Annotated in this window: 11 protein-coding genes and 1 tRNA gene; 9 read left to right on the plus strand and 3 right to left on the minus strand. The window is 62.6% G+C overall.

Going from position 1 to position 16,208, the window contains the following annotated elements:
• From AC1A0G_RS06080 to rpsI, 8 genes are all read left to right on the plus strand, one after another.
• Window positions 1–191: hypothetical protein (locus tag AC1A0G_RS06080; protein ID WP_476528336.1), on the plus strand; the 191-nt coding region annotated here is incomplete at its 5' end.
• Window positions 192–298: 107 nt separating this feature from the next.
• Window positions 299–389 (plus strand) — tRNA-Ser (locus AC1A0G_RS06085).
• A gap of 503 nt (window positions 390–892) precedes the next feature.
• Window positions 893–2,293 (plus strand): CapA family protein, encoded by a 1,401-nt coding sequence (locus AC1A0G_RS06090; RefSeq protein WP_476528337.1) that lies wholly within the window; start codon window positions 893–895, stop codon window positions 2,291–2,293.
• 312 nt (window positions 2,294–2,605) lie between these two features.
• Window positions 2,606–3,244: an IMPACT family protein gene (locus AC1A0G_RS06095; protein WP_476528338.1), complete on the plus strand. Its 639-nt coding sequence runs from the start codon at window positions 2,606–2,608 to the stop codon at window positions 3,242–3,244.
• Between the two features lie 146 nt (window positions 3,245–3,390).
• The gene (locus AC1A0G_RS06100) at window positions 3,391–4,011 is read left to right on the plus strand and encodes an AbrB family transcriptional regulator (protein ID WP_476528339.1); all 621 of its coding nucleotides are present in this window, start codon (window positions 3,391–3,393) and stop codon (window positions 4,009–4,011) included.
• 328 nt (window positions 4,012–4,339) lie between these two features.
• The gene (gene malQ, locus AC1A0G_RS06105) at window positions 4,340–6,502 is read left to right on the plus strand and encodes a 4-alpha-glucanotransferase (protein ID WP_476528340.1); all 2,163 of its coding nucleotides are present in this window, start codon (window positions 4,340–4,342) and stop codon (window positions 6,500–6,502) included.
• Window positions 6,503–6,887: 385 nt separating this feature from the next.
• Window positions 6,888–7,337 carry a 50S ribosomal protein L13 gene (gene rplM, locus AC1A0G_RS06110; protein WP_476528341.1) on the plus strand — a complete coding sequence of 150 codons (450 nt, stop codon included), beginning with the start codon at window positions 6,888–6,890 and terminating at the stop codon, window positions 7,335–7,337.
• Between the two features lie 20 nt (window positions 7,338–7,357).
• Entirely contained in the window at window positions 7,358–7,849 is a 492-nt protein-coding gene (gene rpsI, locus AC1A0G_RS06115) for a 30S ribosomal protein S9 (protein ID WP_152357670.1), read from the plus strand.
• Between the two features lie 97 nt (window positions 7,850–7,946).
• Here rpsI and glgX read toward each other — a convergent pair whose 3' ends face one another.
• Complete coding sequence (gene glgX, locus AC1A0G_RS06120) at window positions 7,947–10,709, minus strand: glycogen debranching protein GlgX (RefSeq protein ID WP_476528342.1); 2,763 nt, start codon at window positions 10,707–10,709, stop codon at window positions 7,947–7,949.
• Window positions 10,710–10,805: 96 nt separating this feature from the next.
• Window positions 10,806–12,086 (minus strand): ROK family transcriptional regulator, encoded by a 1,281-nt coding sequence (locus AC1A0G_RS06125; protein ID WP_476528343.1) that lies wholly within the window; start codon window positions 12,084–12,086, stop codon window positions 10,806–10,808.
• 438 nt (window positions 12,087–12,524) lie between these two features.
• Here AC1A0G_RS06125 and adhE point away from each other — a divergent pair, with 438 nt between their 5' ends.
• Window positions 12,525–15,257 (plus strand): bifunctional acetaldehyde-CoA/alcohol dehydrogenase, encoded by a 2,733-nt coding sequence (gene adhE, locus AC1A0G_RS06130; RefSeq protein ID WP_476528344.1) that lies wholly within the window; start codon window positions 12,525–12,527, stop codon window positions 15,255–15,257.
• Window positions 15,258–15,402: 145 nt separating this feature from the next.
• On the opposite strand, the gene budA is transcribed toward adhE, so the two are convergent.
• Window positions 15,403–16,164, minus strand: a complete 762-nt coding sequence (budA, locus tag AC1A0G_RS06135; RefSeq protein ID WP_476528345.1) for an acetolactate decarboxylase — start codon at window positions 16,162–16,164, stop codon at window positions 15,403–15,405.
• Between the last annotated feature and the right edge of the window lie 44 nt (window positions 16,165–16,208).

The following is a 16,208-nucleotide window of genomic DNA, read 5'->3' on the forward strand; positions in this document are numbered from 1 at the left end:
GCTTTCCAATCGCGGTTTATCTTGTTTGGCGACAGAAAATCGTACACAGGACACGGGCCATGCCTCTATCTCAAGCCCAAACCAAAGTGCGCAAGAATTCGGACGTTATCGTGGTAGCTGAAACATCACGCAACAGGATGATGCGTGAGGCGCGAATCACTTGCGGCTTGAGTGCTTGGGGTATCGGATGATGCGGCCTAGTCTGTGATTGGCTTCGGCGATTTCTGACGGCTTCGGTGTTTTGTCCGGCGGTTGATGATACAGTTACATGCTGTTGCGCTGCTTAGTGGCACAACACGGAGTCATGCCTGAGTGGCCGATAGGGGCACCCTGCTAAGGTGTTAGTCGCTTTTCGCGGCTCGAGGGTTCGAATCCCTCTGACTCCGCCACCAAGGGTTTTCAGGACTTCCCGAAAACCCTTTTTTCATGCCAAAACGTTGATATAACGCCGTTTCCAACGTTCGCCAGTCGGTTGCGTGATGGCGCGTGGGTATGGGTAAGATGTCCGGTAAATAGTCCGGTTCTTCATCACTAAGAAAAGCCTCGACGCTGGAACATCGAGGCTTTGTGATTACCGGCTTGCGCCTCTAACCAAAGGTTACGACAAAGATCATATCATTTGTGGGGATTGCCTGGGTACTCGTCTGAGCATCGATAGAGCGTATCGATCGGGAATACGCAGGGGCGTAATTTCAGAGGAAGTAAACGGAGCCGGAGGTACGCCCTTGTCCGTCCGTCTCCAAGAATTCATTGTAGCGGTCAAAGCGGAGACACGCGGTCGAAATCCCTTGATTTTTCGCCAAAATGGTATGTTAACGCTAACTATGTCGAAGATCACGTCGAAGATGGCAGACAAGAAGATTGAGAAGAAGAGTCAGAGAGGACGGCCGCCATGAGACACGCCAGCGAATACGGCCAACATGTCGACAACGTCAACGAAACCATGTCCAGACGAGCCGGCCACAGACTGCGGTTCGCGCTCGTCGCGGTCGCGCTTGTCGTGATCTGTTCCCTTGTCGGCTGGGCGATCGCGCGGCCGACCGCTAATACACCTGCGCAACCATCCGCAAACAACACCGCTACCGCAAACGGCACCGCCTCACCCAACTCATCCACCCTCACCAAACCCAAGGCAGCCCCGCAGCCCGCCGCAGAGCACCACGGCAACTCGCCCGACTGCCCCGACACCGACTGCATCTCCATCCTCGTCAACGGCGATCTGCTGTTCCACCCCGGACTGTGGAACCAGTACGCCGTCAACCCCACCGCCACCGACGGCACCGCCTTCGACTTCACCGGCCTGTTCGAGCCGCTGCGCAAGTACATCGACGCCTCCGACATCGCGATCTGCGAATTCGAAACCCCGATCGCCCAACGCGGCGGCCCGTACACCGGCTACCCGGTCTTCAACATCCCGCCCGAAGTCGCCGACGCGGCCGCCAAGGTCGGCTACCGCGCCTGCACCCATGCCACCAACCATTCGTGGGATCAAGGCACGGACGGCATCGCCCGCCTGTGGGACACGCTTGAGGCCGACGGCATCGCCCAAACCGGCTCATACAAAACCGAAGCCGACTCCGTCAAACCGCTCGTCATCGACTCACCCACCGGCGGCGGCAAGCTCGGCCTCGTCACCGGCACCGTCTCGCTCAACGGCATGACCGCCGACCACGACTGGCAGGTCGACCGACTGCGCGAATCGGGCGACCCCAACCATCAGGCCGACATAGACAAGGCCGTCGCCAAGGCCAAGGCCGCCCGCGAGCAGGGCGCGGACGTGGTCGCCATCGCCATGCACTCCGTGCAGGAATACCTCGACTACGCCGATTCGTGGCAGCAGTCCGAAGCGCATGAACTCGCCGACACCGGCGCGTTCGACGTGATCTACGGCGCCGGATGCCACTGCGCGCAGCCGATCGAGAACTACAACGGCACATGGATCGTCTACGGCCTCGGCAACACCGTCACCGAATCCGCCGACACGCCCGACACTATCGTCAACAACCAGGGCGTCACCGCGCGCATCCAGTTCGCTGGCAAGCGCGGCCAATCCGGCACGTGGCGCGTCACCCGCATCGACTGGACTCCCAGCGCGAACGAAACGCGCGGCAAATACCAGTGGTGCTCGCTCGCATCCGACCATCCCGATGGCACCTGCTGGAACGAAACGCAAGACGCGGCCGTTCGCGAGCGCATCTCGAACGTCATCTACTCGATGGGCGCCGACCGCAACGTCGTACGCGAGTGGAACATCACCGCAGAACAGGCCGCGAAACAGTCGTCCGGCAAGTAGGCTGGACCGGTGGAATGGCAGGCCGCAAATAGCGGTCTGAGAAACGGTGGTCGGCAGTGGTCAGGAACGAACCATATGCGAAAGCAATGGTATCTTGCAGTTGTAGGTCCTCGACCGTCGGACAACCTCCCTACCGTGGCATATGGCGGTTTGAAAAATCATTGGAATGACGCCATTGTTGTCATTCTTTGGTAACTGATACATTGCGAGATACCGGGTGGGTTACCCTACAACTGCAAGATACCGTGAATTGGATCGTCGTAGAGCCGGTTGAATCGGGTTCGTCGCATGACGATGGGACAAGGAGTACGAGTGCAAACCATTCTGAACGCCGCCGGCGAGCCTGCGCACGACTCGTTCGTCGAGAAAAAATCCGAGTTCATCGGCGACGCGTGCCACATCGACTCACTCGACGAGGCACTCGCGTTCGTGGAAACGATCCGCGAGCAGCATCCCAAGTCGCGGCATGTCGCTTATGCGGCGGTGTGCGGCGGATCGGACGGTCGCATGACCGAGCGTATGAGCGACGACGGCGAACCGTCCGGCACCGCTGGCAAACCGATCCTCGACGTGTTGCGGCAAAACGACCTGACCGACTGTGTGGTGGCGGTGACCCGGTATTTCGGCGGTATTCTGCTCGGCTCGGGCGGTCTGATCCGCGCGTATTCGACCGGCGCGTCGATCGCGGTCAAGGCGGCGCGGATGGCGCGGATCGTGCCGTGCCGGCGGTATGCGGTGCGGCTCGAGTATCCGCAGCTCGCGCAGTTCCAGCGTCTGCTCGCCGACTGCGACGGTTTGGCGGACGACGAGCAGTATACGGATCGCGTGACGTTGCGCGCCGCGTTGCCGCAGGATCGGTGCGCGGATTTCGAAAACCGCGTGCGGGAGACGTTCAATGCGTCCGTCGTGCCGGAGCTGATTGATACGGTCAACCGGCCGGTCGAACTGTGACGATTGCGTTTATTGAGATCGTGTTTATGACGGTCGCCATCCGAGATCTTTGCCGCAGCGGCGAGACGATTATGCGGTGACTGTCCCGTGCCGACGAATGCAAGGCGACTGCCGCGCTGCGGCGGCCATGTTCGCCGCCGACGGTTATGCTGGTCGGCATGACCGATGAGAACGAATCCGACGATTTCGAGCCGCTGACCGTCACCTACGAGCATCTACGCCATTCGACCGACGCGGCCGAACTGTCCGAATTCGCCCGTCGTCAGCTGCCGGACCCGTCCGAGCAGGCGGCGTATTCGCGTGCCACGGCATTGCTGGAGGCTGTGGCTGGCAACTGCAACACGCCGGTCGAGGATCGCATTTTTTTGGCGCAGACCATGCCGTTCCCGAACGTGCTGGTCAAGCTGTCCACCGACGACAACGACGAGGTGCGCAAGGCGGTGGCCGCCAATCACGACGACAAGAACTGGCTGGTGGGCCGTCTCGCCAAGGACCCGGTGCCCGAAGTGCGCGACATGGCGCTGCGCAACAAGCGCACGTCGTGGAAGATGCGTCTGGAGGGTGCGCAGGACCCTGCGCTGGATGCCGACACGCTTGATTTCCTGAGCCGCTTCGGCACGGAGGACAATCCCGACGGTCCGGTGGTACTCACGGCGATGGTGCGCCGCGCGGTCGCGTTGAATCCGAACACGTCGGCGGAAACGTTGGCCCGACTGGCTGCCGATCCGAATCCTGACGTGGCGAAGGCCGCGGCGGGAAGAAGCTGAGCTGTCTTGACGGGCGTGTGTCGTTTCGACTGAGCGAAGTGAGCGGAGCAATCTATCGGTCCCGCATCCCGAGAGATTTTACGGCTCGTCCTTGCCTGGCTCAAAATGACGAAGCACAGCAGCGGCTCGCTCGTTTCCTCCCGACGATTTACGATGAGACGCGTTTCCGCGTGGTCCGTTCTCGGCTCGCTGTGTCCGTATCGTGGAATCCTGGTTATGTGAAATGTTCCGATTTTCGCGTGGTGTTTGCCTTAACATTGCGTAAAACGGGACGATATCGGCGTTTTGGCTAGCGTGCCGTACCACTGCGGGGCATAGACTAAGGACTATGACTGAGAGAACAGAAAGTGCCGAGCGCCTTGCCCGCCCCCTGATTCGCCTTGCGAAGCTCGTCGGCGTCGCCACCAGCTACGTCGGCATGTCTGATGACTACCACGAAATCGAAGACGATGTCCTGGTCGCCGTGCTCGCCGCCTTGGGCATCGATGCCGCAAACGACGAAGCGATCGCCGCATCCACCCGCCGCATCCTGGACCAGCGCCACGGCCGGCTCATCAGCCCCACCGTGCTGCACGTCGCCGGCCGAGAGGACACCGCGCTGATCAACACGCCGATCCTCGCCGTGCCGAAGGCCTCGCTCACGCTTGAGAACGGCGAGGAGTACGGCAAGCTGGAGGTCGGTCCCGGCGACGGGTCGCAGGCGTACGTCATCAACGGCAAGTTCATCGCGACCGCCGCGGTCGTGATGCCGGCAGACCTGCCGCTGGGCTACCACACGCTGCACATCACCGTCGGCGACCGCACGCAGGACGCGACGCTGATCAGCGCGCCCGAAAAGGTCGAGATGCTCGACGAGATGGAACATGGCCACCTGTGGGGATGGATGGCGCAGCTCTACTCGATCCGCTCGTCCGAATCGTGGGGCGTGGGCGACTACGAGGATTTGAAGCGCATGCTGGTCGACGCCAAGGCCAAGACCGGCGCCGACTTCATTCTCATCAACCCGCTGCACGCAGCCGAACCGGTCTCTCCGCTCACGCCGTCGCCGTACCTGCCGGTGTCGCGCCGTTTCGTCAATTTCACGTACATCCGCCCCGAGTCGATCGAGGAATACGGCCGCCTGAGTGAAACCGTCGCCGCGCAGGTGCGCGAGCTGCACGCGCAGGTCGAGCCGCTCAACGGCGACTCCCAGCTCATCGACCGCGACGCGATGTGGCGTGCCAAGATGGGCGCGCTGTGGCTGATCTTCAAGGCCGGCCGCAACGCCGAGCGTCAGGCCTCGTTCGACGCCTACAAGCAGGAGCAGGGCGCGGAACTCGAGTCCTACGCCACGTGGTGCCTGTGCTATGACAAGTGGGGTGCTCCGAGCGGCGACGCCGACAACTGGGAGCGCAAGTTCACCAAGGATTCGCCCGAGATCAAGGCGTTGCGCGAGCAGTACCCGGACACGCTCGACTTCTACCGCTGGCTCGAATGGATCGCCACCAACCAGCTTGAGGCCGCGCAGGAGGCCGCCCGCAAGGCCGGCATGCGCATCGGCGTCATGTCCGACATGGCCGTGGGCGTGCACCCGCTCGGCTCCGACGTGTGGTGGAATCCGGAGCGCTTCGCCAAGGGCGCGACCGTGGGCGCTCCGCCGGACATGTTCAACCAGCAGGGTCAGGATTGGAGCCAGCCGCCGCTGAGCCCGATCGACTTGGAGAACACCGGCTACCGCACGTACCGCGACATGGTGCACGGCATGTTCCGTCAGGCCGGCGCGGTGCGCATCGACCATATCCTCGGCCTGTTCCGCCTGTGGTGGATTCCGGACGGCAAGTCCGCGATCGACGGCACGTATGTGCACTACGACTACGACATCATGCTCGGTATTCTCGCGCTGGAGGCGAAGCGTGCCGGCGGTGTGGTCGTGGGCGAGGATCTCGGCGTGGTGCCGAGCTACGTGGCCAGCGCGCTGTCCGCGCACGGTATCCTCGGCTGCGCGGTCGAATGGTTCGAGCAGTTCGACGGCACGTTCCGTCCGCCGGTCAAGTGGCGTCCGTTCGCGCTCGCCTCGGTCAACACGCACGATCTGCCGCCGGTCGCCGGATACCTCGAGTACGAGCATGTCAAGCTGCGCGAACAGCTGGGACTGTTGACCGGCCCGAAGGAGGAGTTCGAGCAGTCCGCGCAGGCTGAGCACAAGGCGATGATGGACATGCTGGTCAAGAACGGCTATCTGGATCAGTCACTGTTGGCCGATGAGCAGGCCAACGAATGGCAGATCATCGAGGCCATGTACCGTGCGCTGCAGGATTCGCCGTGCAAGCTGCTCGCCGCGTCGATCACCGACGCCGTGGGCGAGAAGCGCGCGCAGAACCAGCCGGGCACCAACAACGAGTACCCGAACTGGCGCATCCCGCTGGCCGATGGCGACGGCAACGTCGTTCCGCTCGAGCAGCTGTTCGACAACGCCAAGCTCCAGCAGCTCACCGCCATCATGCGCGGCTGATCGCGCGTTGTGCGGTTCCCGGGATTGCCGTCGATAATCCCGTGAACCGCAGACCGCACATTTTCTATCAAACGAACAAAGGCCGTTCGTTGATATCACTGGGTTTTGCCATAAAAACCGAACATCAGCTGGTTCCCGGGATTCTTGGAAGAACATCCCGGGAACCAGCTCGCAACACGCCCGGCGTAATGTCAAGGCTGGCGATATACTAGTAGATTGTTGTGTTTCCCTAAGGGGTCCTTCAAAGCGCTTTCCCACTCGCCATCGAGGACTTTCAGGGAGCCCACGGATAATGAGGTCGAAGCCTCTCGCCTCGCGCGCCCCAACCAAGCGCACGATCGAGCAGCCGAAACCCGGAACACAATAGTCAAGAAAAGGTACACCAGTGAAAACTTTCACTCCGAAGCCAGCTGATCTGACTCACGACTGGTACATCATCGACGCCACCGACGTTGTTCTCGGCCGTCTGGCCACTCAGACCGCCACGCTGCTGCGCGGCAAGAACAAGCCGACCTACGCGCCGCACGCCGATTCCGGTAACCACGTCATCATCATCAACGCCGACAAGATCGCTCTGACCGGCAACAAGCTGGGCAAGGAACTCTACTCGCACTCCGGTCGCCCGGGCGGCCTGCGTCGCGACACCTACGCTCAGCTCCTCGCCAACAAGCCGGAGCGCATCATCCTGGCTGCCGTCAAGGGCATGCTGCCGAAGAACCGTCTGTCCAAGGTGCAGCTGGACCGTCTCCACATCTTCCGTGGCGCCGAGCACCCGCACACCCCGCAGAAGCCGCAGGTTTTCGAGATCGCTCAGGTCTCGCAGCAGGCTAAGTGAACCGAAGGGAGATAAGAATCATGGCTGAAAACACCAACGACTCCGCGGTTCAGGCAACCGAAGAGGAGCTCACCTCGTACACCACCGAGACCAACGCTGGCGCTGGCACCGGCACCTCCGCGATCGCTCCGGGCTACGGCACCGGCCGTCGCAAGGAAGCTGTCGCCCGCGTGCGTCTGATCCCGGGCACCGGCAAGTGGACCATCAACGGCCGCACCCTGGAGGAGTACTTCCCGTCCAAGCTGCAGCAGCGCGAGGTCAACTCCCCGATCGTCCTGCTCAAGCTCGAAGGCAAGTTCGACGTCGTCGTCCTCGTTGACGGCGGTGGCACCACCGGTCAGGCCGGCGCCATCCGTCTCGGCGTGGCTCGTGCGCTGAACGCCATCGATCGCGACGCCAACCGCGCCACCCTGAAGAAGGCTGGCATGCTGACCCGCGATGCTCGCGTCGTCGAGCGCAAGAAGGCCGGTCTGCACAAGGCTCGCCGCGCTCCGCAGTTCTCGAAGCGTTAAGCCTTCGCGGTTTTTGCCGCTTATTCGAAGACCCTCGTACCGTTCGGTGCGAGGGTCTTCTCGTATGTGACGGGATGCGTCGGCATCGGCTGGGGGATCACTGGATTTTGCGCATGACGCTGATGCTGAGTGCGGGGATGGTCCACAGGTCGATGTCGTCGGCCGGCGTGCTTGATGACGGCCCGGCATCGTTGGATTGCGTCGGCGATGTCGTGGTGTCATCGTCCGTATGATTCGAGGGATCGGCTGTCGCAGATACGTCTGCGCCGGCATCCGGAATCGTGGGGTCGGCCGTGTCGCGAACCGTCTCATCGTCGGTACCTGCGGCAGCTCTGGTGGCAGCATCGGCCTCGGCATCGCTCCCGTGGCCCGAACCATCAACTGTCCCGTTCGCCAGTCCGGCCGCAGCCGTCACACCGGCGACCGCTCCGGCAGTCGCGCCCGCAGTGGTCATATCTCCGACCTTGCCCAGCACCACCTCGCGCGGCACGTCCAGCTTCTCCTGTCGCCGCAGCTCGGCCTGCACCACCTCGACCAGCTCGTGAATCGGATCGTGCTCGTCCACGGTCACCGTCCAGTTCACATCGCTGTAATCGCGCGGATTGAGCCGCTCCGTGAACAGCCCCTGCGCCGGCCGCACACCGCACACCACGCTGGAACTCCACTCGCACCGCCACTCGCAATCGGACGGCAGCCGGAACTGCATGTCCCGGTCCACGCCGTTGATCACGATCAGGATGTCCGCCTCGTTGGCCGACAGCAGCCGCATCGCGAACGATCGCACGCTGGTGTCGAACCAATCGCGCTCCATCGGCGTCGTGCCGTCCGACAGATACCACTGCACGCGGCTTGACGGCCTGAACAGGCCAAGCTGCGTGAGCCTGGTGAAGAACTCCTCATGATGGTACAGATCGAGCGACTTGCGGATCGCGATGAGCCGCGACACCGTCTCCAAACGGCGCATTTCCGGCGTTTTCTTGGTCTGGTAGAGCCAATCCCAGTCGAGCCAGGTGATGTCGTTGTCCTGCGCGTACGCGTTGTTGTTGCCGTTTTGCGTGTTGCGGAACTCGTCGCCGGCGAGCATCATCGGCGTGCCGAGCGAGAGCATGAGCGTGCCGAGCATGTTCATGGCGGCCCGTTCTCGGTTGCGTTCGATCGCCGGCTCGCCGGTTGGCCCTTCCACGCCGAAGTTCACGGAATGGTTCGTGTTCGAGCCGTCCATGTTGTTCTCGCCGTTGGCCTCGTTGTGCTTGCTCACGTAGCGCGTCAGGTCGGTGAGCGTGAATCCGTCGTGGCAGGCCACGTAGTTGATCGACGAGACGCAGCCGCGCCCCGGGTCGGTGGCGAACAGGTCAGCCGATCCGCATAGTCGCGTGGCCATCTCCTGCATGCCGATGCTGCCGCCCGCGTTCGGCTGCGTGTCGGTCAGCCAGAACTTGCGTACCGTGTCGCGGAACCGGTCGTTCCACTCGCTGAACGGCATGCCGAAGCCGCCGGTGCGCCAGCCTTGCGGACCGAGATCCCACGGTTCCATGATGAGTTTGAGGTTGCCGAGCAGCAGGTCGGAGCGCAGCGCGTACAGGAACGGGTGATGTTTGGTGAAGTCGCCGTCGAGACGGGCGAGCGAGGCGGCCAAGTCGAAGCGGAAACCGTCGATGCCGATGCGTTTCGCCCAGTACCGCAGCGAGTCGATTGCGAACGTTACCACGTGCGTGTTCGTGAAGTCGAACGTGTTGCCGCAGCCGGTCGTGTCCTCGAGCCGGCCGACGTTGTTGCGCTGCCGGCGATAGTACGAGATCGGGTCGAAGCCGCGCCAGCACACCGTCGGGCCTTCGATGCCGCCCTCGCAGGTATGGTTGTAGACCACGTCCATGATGACCTCGAAACCGGCCTCGTGCAACGCGTTCACCATGTTGATGACTTCGTCGCGCACGGCTGATGCGCCCTTTGCGCGAGCCTCGGCGGTGGCGTACGACGGTTCGGGGGCGAAGTAGCCGAGCGTCGAATACCCCCAGTAGTTGTGCCGGCCGCGCTCCTGCAGGAACAGCTCGTCCTGCTTGGCCTGGATCGGCAGCAGTTCGATCGATGTGACGCCCAGTCCCTGCAGATATGCCAACGTTATCGGATGCGCGAGTCCGGCGTACGTGCCGCGCAGTTCGGGCGGCAGCCACGGCGCGTTCTTCGTGAATCCCTTGACGTGCAGCTCGTAGAGCACGGTTTTGCTCCACGGCACGTGCGGGTGCACCGGATCGCCATCGTGCTTGGTCACGTCGCGGTCGTCGATCGCGACCGACACCGGCATCTTGCCGAGCGCGTCCACCGTGCTCATCTCGCCGAACGCCGAGCCGCGCACCTTGTGGTCCTCGCCGATCTCGCACTGGTACGAGAACGCGGCCGGATCGAGTTCCATCTTCCCGTCGATGCCCTTGCCGTACGGGTCGAGCAGCAGCTTGTACGGGTTGAATCTAAGGCCGTGCTTCGGGTCCCAGGCGCCGTCCGCGCGATACGCGTAGCGCATGCCGTCCCACGCCTTGGGCAGGTGCACGTACCACAGGCCGTAATTCGGCCCCTCCATGCGGAACAGCGTCTCGCGCACGTACATCGACTCGATGATGCGCGTGCAGACGGCGTGTTCGTGGATCTCGTTGATGAACGGGGTCGCGGAATCGTCGAAGATGCGGATCGCCCCGTTGAAGAATTTGGTCGGCTGGTCGACCGGTTCGTAGACGCACAGCCAGATCTGGTCGGCGGTTTCGGAGCGCACCACGGCGTCCGCCCCACCGTCCTCGGTGAAGTACAGGCCCGGCCTCGTTGCATAGCGGTGGGGTATCGCATACCGCTGGGGGATCGCGTGTTTCATACACCCATTGTAGCCGTGTTGGTTTAACGGCGGTTTGGCGCGGTTTGCGAGGCCGGAATGGTACTGGGCTGGGCGTGTTTGTGGATGATCGTACGTTCAGCTATCGGTCAGTTGACGCAGGTACCGGTTCACGAAGCCGAGTGCCGCGCCGGTCAGATGCAGTCGGTCGTCGGCGCGGCTGACGCGCAGCGTAAACGATGCGACGTCCGGCATGGTGTCTGGATGGGTGACTGCTGCCGTTGATGATGATGGGATCGTTGTCATCGATGGCGGAGTCCGGTTTGCTTTCGACGGTGGCAACGTTGTCTCTGTCTCGCCCATCATGTGGATCGTGCCTTGCCCGCCGGACCTCGCGACCACGCGCCGCGTCAATTCGGCGATATCGTTGTCATCGAGATACTGCGCCGCCTCTCCGCCGACGATCACGTCGCCCGCGACGATGGTGCGGGCATTCGCGATGGCTTGTGCCACATAGTCCAGCCACTCGTTCATGCGTTCGCGGTGATGCGTCTCGCCCTGCTCGAGCACGCTGAAGAAGCCGGGGATGCTTTCGTAGTCCTCTGGCAACGTTTGCGGCGAACAGTACACGCTCATGCAGCCGCGTCTGCCGCATGCGCATTCACGGCCTCCCGGCACGAGCGTCATGTGCTCGATCACGCCGTTGCGGTGCGTGATAGAAGTGCCGGCATCGCCCTCCGCGGTTGCACGGCTGGCGGTGGGCTGGTGCAGCCGTCCGTCGATGATCAGCGAGCCGCTGGGGTGACGGTCGAGATATATGCAGATCGCGTCGTCGAGCGTCGGGTCGAACCAGGCTTCGGCCGTGGCGGATGCGTCCGCGTAGTGGATCGTGGCGTACGGATAGTGCGCGGTCTGGGCGAGTGAAGTGGCTGCTGGGGTGCGCAGACATAGTCCGATGCCGAGTATCGTGCGATCGTTGTCTGTCGATCCGGGGATGGTTCGATTGCCGGGCTTGGCAACGTTTGCGGCGAACTCGTTGACGATGATGCCGACCCGCTGCCAGTAAGCGGCGTCGTTGCGATAGGGGAGTGTGCGGCTGAGGTCGGTGACCGTTTCGCCGTACAGATTGATCGCCCGCAACGTTACGGCGGTCGGGGTCGGGGCGATGCCGATAGCAAGACGGTGGTTCGGGTTGAAGACGAAGGCTCGTGCCTTTCGACCGCCGGTGGATTGCTGTAGTTCGCCGGGAGAGATGATGCCGTTTGAGATCAGGTCGCGCAGGTTTTGCGTGACCGTGGGGCTGCTGAGGTTCAGCGACTGCATCAGCTCGAGTTTGGTGGCTTGACGGTGCGTATAGAGGTGGCGGATGATGGCGGCCTGGCTGTGTGTTTTGATCGTCGTCGATGGCATCGTTGTCATTGTGGGGCCTCGTATATGGTGCTTCGGTAGCGTGTTTGTGGATATCCCGGATGGTGTGTTTGTGGATAACAAGCATACTTCATGAAAACTGTTTTGTATAACTTAGCTTGGTAGGATGACTTATAGAAAGATAGTTTTGCAAAGTCACTTTGCGAGCATGTGCAGTAGCTTGTGATATCGATGGGAAAAGTGAACAAAAAGCGGCGAAAACGCCGATTTTGTTGCCAACTTGTCATAAATAGACCTTATAACGAACAAAAACAAGACAAAATAGCACATGAAACGCCGCTGGTTTTGTGCGGGTGCGATGCGAACGTCCGTTCGGTACATTGTGACGTAGGCCACACAGCGGCGACCCGTAAGAGGGCGCCGCACGACCGGCAGCCCGGTTATTGACGTGGCGGGAATAAGTTGCTCCGAGCAAGTCAAGGAGGATTCATGGCAGAAGCACAGCAGGCCGAGGCCCCCACCAAGCCGACCCCTGAAGAGAAGAAGGCGGCCGCCGAGGCCGAGGTCGACGCGCTCGTCAAGAAGGGTCTCAAGGCCCTCGCCGAGTTCGAGAAGCTCGACCAAAAGCAGGTCGACCGCATCGTCGCCAAGGCGTCCATCGCCGCGCTGAACAAGCACCTTGTGCTTGCGAAGATGGCCGTCGACGAGACCGGCCGTGGCCTCGTGGAAGACAAGGCCACCAAGAACATCTTCGCGTGCGAGCACGTCACCAACTACCTGGCGGGTCAGCGTACCGTCGGCGTGATTCGCGAGGACGACGTCATGGGCATCGACGAGATCGCCGAGCCGGTCGGCGTGGTCGCCGGCGTCACCCCGGTCACCAACCCGACCTCCACCACCATCTTCAAGTCGCTCATCGCGCTCAAGACCCGCTGCCCGATCATCTTCGGCTTCCACCCGTTCGCCCAGAAGTGCTCCGCCGAAGCCGCCCGCATCGTGCGTGACGCGGCCATCGAGGCCGGCGCTCCGGCCGACTGCATCCAGTGGATTGAGCACCCGTCCATCGAAGCCACCGGCGCGCTCATGAAGCACGACGGCATTGCCACCATCCTCGCCACCGGCGGTCCGGGCATGGTCAAGGCCGCGTACTCCTCCGGCAAGCCGGCCCTCGGCGTCGGCGCCGGCAACGCCCCGGCCTACGTCGATTCCGACGTGGACATCGTGCGCGCCGCGAATGACCTGATCCTGTCCAAGCACTTTGACTACGGCATGATCTGCGCCACCGAGCAGGCCATCATCGCCCACAAGGACATCTACGATCCGCTGGTCAAGGAGCTCAAGCGCCGCAAGGCGTACTTCGTCAACGACGAGGAGAAGGCCAAGCTTGAGCAGTACATGTTCGGCTGCACCGCGTTCTCCGGTGGCACCCCGAAGCTCAACTCCGTGGTGCCGGGCAAGTCCCCGCAGTACATCGCCAAGGCCGCCGGCTTCGAGATCCCGGCCGACGCGACCATCATCGCCGCCGAATGTTCCGAAGTCTCCGACAACGAGCCGCTCACCCACGAGAAGCTCGCGCCGGTCCACGCCGTGCTCAAGGCCGACTCCAAGGAGCAGGCGTTCGAGATGTGCGAGGCCATGCTCAAGCTCGGCGCCGGCCACACCGCCGCCATCCACACCAACAACGAGGCGCTCGTGCGCGAATACGGCCTGCGGATGCACGCCTGCCGCATCATCTGGAACTCCCCGAGCTCGCTCGGCGGCGTCGGCGACATCTACAACGCCATCGCCCCGTCGCTCACCCTCGGTTGCGGCTCCTACGGCGGCAACTCGGTGTCCGGCAACGTGCAGGCCGTCAACCTGCTCAACATCAAGCGCATCGCTCGGAGGAACAACAACATGCAGTGGTTCAAGATCCCGGCCAAGACCTACTTCGAGCCGAACGCCATCAAGTACCTGCGCGACATGTACGGCATCGAGAAGGCCGTCATCGTGTGCGACAAGGTTATGGAGCAGCTTGGCATCGTCGACAAGGTCATCGACCAGCTGCGCGCCCGTTCCAACCGCGTCACCTTCCGCATCATCGACTACGTCGAGCCGGAGCCGTCCGTCGAGACCGTCGAGCGTGGCGCCGAGATGATGCGCGAGGAGTTCGAGCCGGACACGATCATCGCGGTCGGCGGCGGTTCCCCGATGGATGCGGCCAAAATCATGTGGCTGCTGTACGAGCACCCGGAAATCTCCTTCTCCGACGTGCGCGAGAAGTTCTTCGACATCCGCAAGCGCGCGTTCAAGATCCCGCCGCTGGGCAAGAAGGCCAAGCTCGTGTGCATCCCGACCTCGTCCGGCACCGGCTCCGAAGTCACGCCGTTCGCCGTGATCACCGACCACAAGACCGGCTACAAGTACCCGATCACCGACTACGCGCTCACCCCGTCCGTCGCGATCGTCGACCCGGTGCTTGCCCGCACCCAGCCGCGCAAGCTCGCGTCCGACGCCGGCTTCGACGCCCTGACCCACTCGTTCGAAGCCTACGTCTCCGTCTATGCGAACGACTTCACCGACGGCATGGCGCTGCACGCGGCCAAGCTCATCTGGGACAACCTGGCCGAGTCCGTCAACGGCGAGCCGGGCCTGGAGAAGACCAAGGCGCAGGAGAAGATGCATAACGCCGCCACCATGGCCGGCATGGCGTTCGGCTCCGCGTTCCTCGGCATGTGCCATGGCATGGCGCACACCATCGGCGCGCTGTGCCACGTCGCCCACGGCCGCACCAACTCCATCCTGCTGCCGTACGTGATCCGCTACAACGGCCAAGTGCCGGAGGAGCCGACCTCGTGGCCGAAGTACAACAAGTACATCGCCGACGAGCGCTACCGCGACATCGCCATCAACCTCGGCATTGACCCGGGCAAGACCCCGGCCGAAGCCGTCGAGAACCTGGCGAAGGCTGTCGAGGACTACCGCGACAACAAGCTCGGCATGAACAAGAGCTTCCAGGATTGCGGTGTGGACGAGGACTACTTCTGGAGCGTGCTCGACCAGATCGGCATGCGCGCCTACGAGGACCAGTGCGCCCCCGCGAACCCGCGCATCCCGCAGATCGAGGACATGAAGGACATCGCCATCGCCGCGTATTACGGCGTGCCGCAGGCCGAAGGCCACCGCATCCGCGTCGAGCGCGAAGGCGTGGCCGCCACGGAGGAAGCCTCCGAGCGCGTTTGAGACTGAACGTCTGATCAGGCACTGAGGGAGTTCGCCCATCTCGGGCGGGCTCCCTCTTGTGTATTCGTGGCTTGAGCGCCGATCATGCGAGGCCTTCCTGATTCACGCGACGGATATGATCGGGCCAATTCCATCCCGTGAGCCGTTACTTCGTGTCGCCTTCCGCGCTGGTGATCGCCTCGGCGATCGGATCATTGCTGAAATCATGCTCGCGGTATCCCGGATCGTCCACCGGCAGATGCTGCACCAGCGTATCGAACACCTGACTGTAGATCTTGCCGTGATCGAGCACCGCATCCAGCACATGCCCGCCGAACGTACGGTCGTCAGACAGAAAATGCTCGTGGAATCCGGCCACCGCCGCACCGTGGAACATCACCGGCGAAAAGTACCCGAGCATCGTGCCTTTCACGTCGTGCCGCAGGAATGTCGCCTGCCGGTCGGCCACCTCCACCAGTGTCGGGTACGGGACCTGCTGTTTGATCACCGCGCGGGTCTTCATGAAACTGAACGTGCCGCGCACGATCACCGAAAAGAACGTGTTCGCCCGGCCGTTCGCCTCCACGATCCGCCGGTTCAGCTCCTCAAGGCCGATGTCCGACCGCTCGCATTGATACTGGAACGCGGCGTGATGCACGTTCGCGAACGGCATCGTGAAATCGTCCGGCACGCGCTCGGCCACGCCGGTGCTGCCGACCTTGTACGCCACGCCGTCGAGGATGATCAGCTCGCCGTCGAGTCCCTCGCCCGTACCGATGCCGGTGTCGCCATGCGTGAGCAGTTCGCCGATGGTCGTCGTGCCTTCCAACAGGCCGGGCACGAGCAACGCGAGCGTGCCGTGCTGATACAGCTGGTTGGCATGATGCGCCGTGATGGGTTTGATCTGGGAACCGCGCAATTGTGTCACGGGACTCACGATAGAAAACCGTGCGGCACGATTCAACGGCCATC

It is taken from the genome of Bifidobacterium sp. LH_230 (assembly GCF_056357555.1).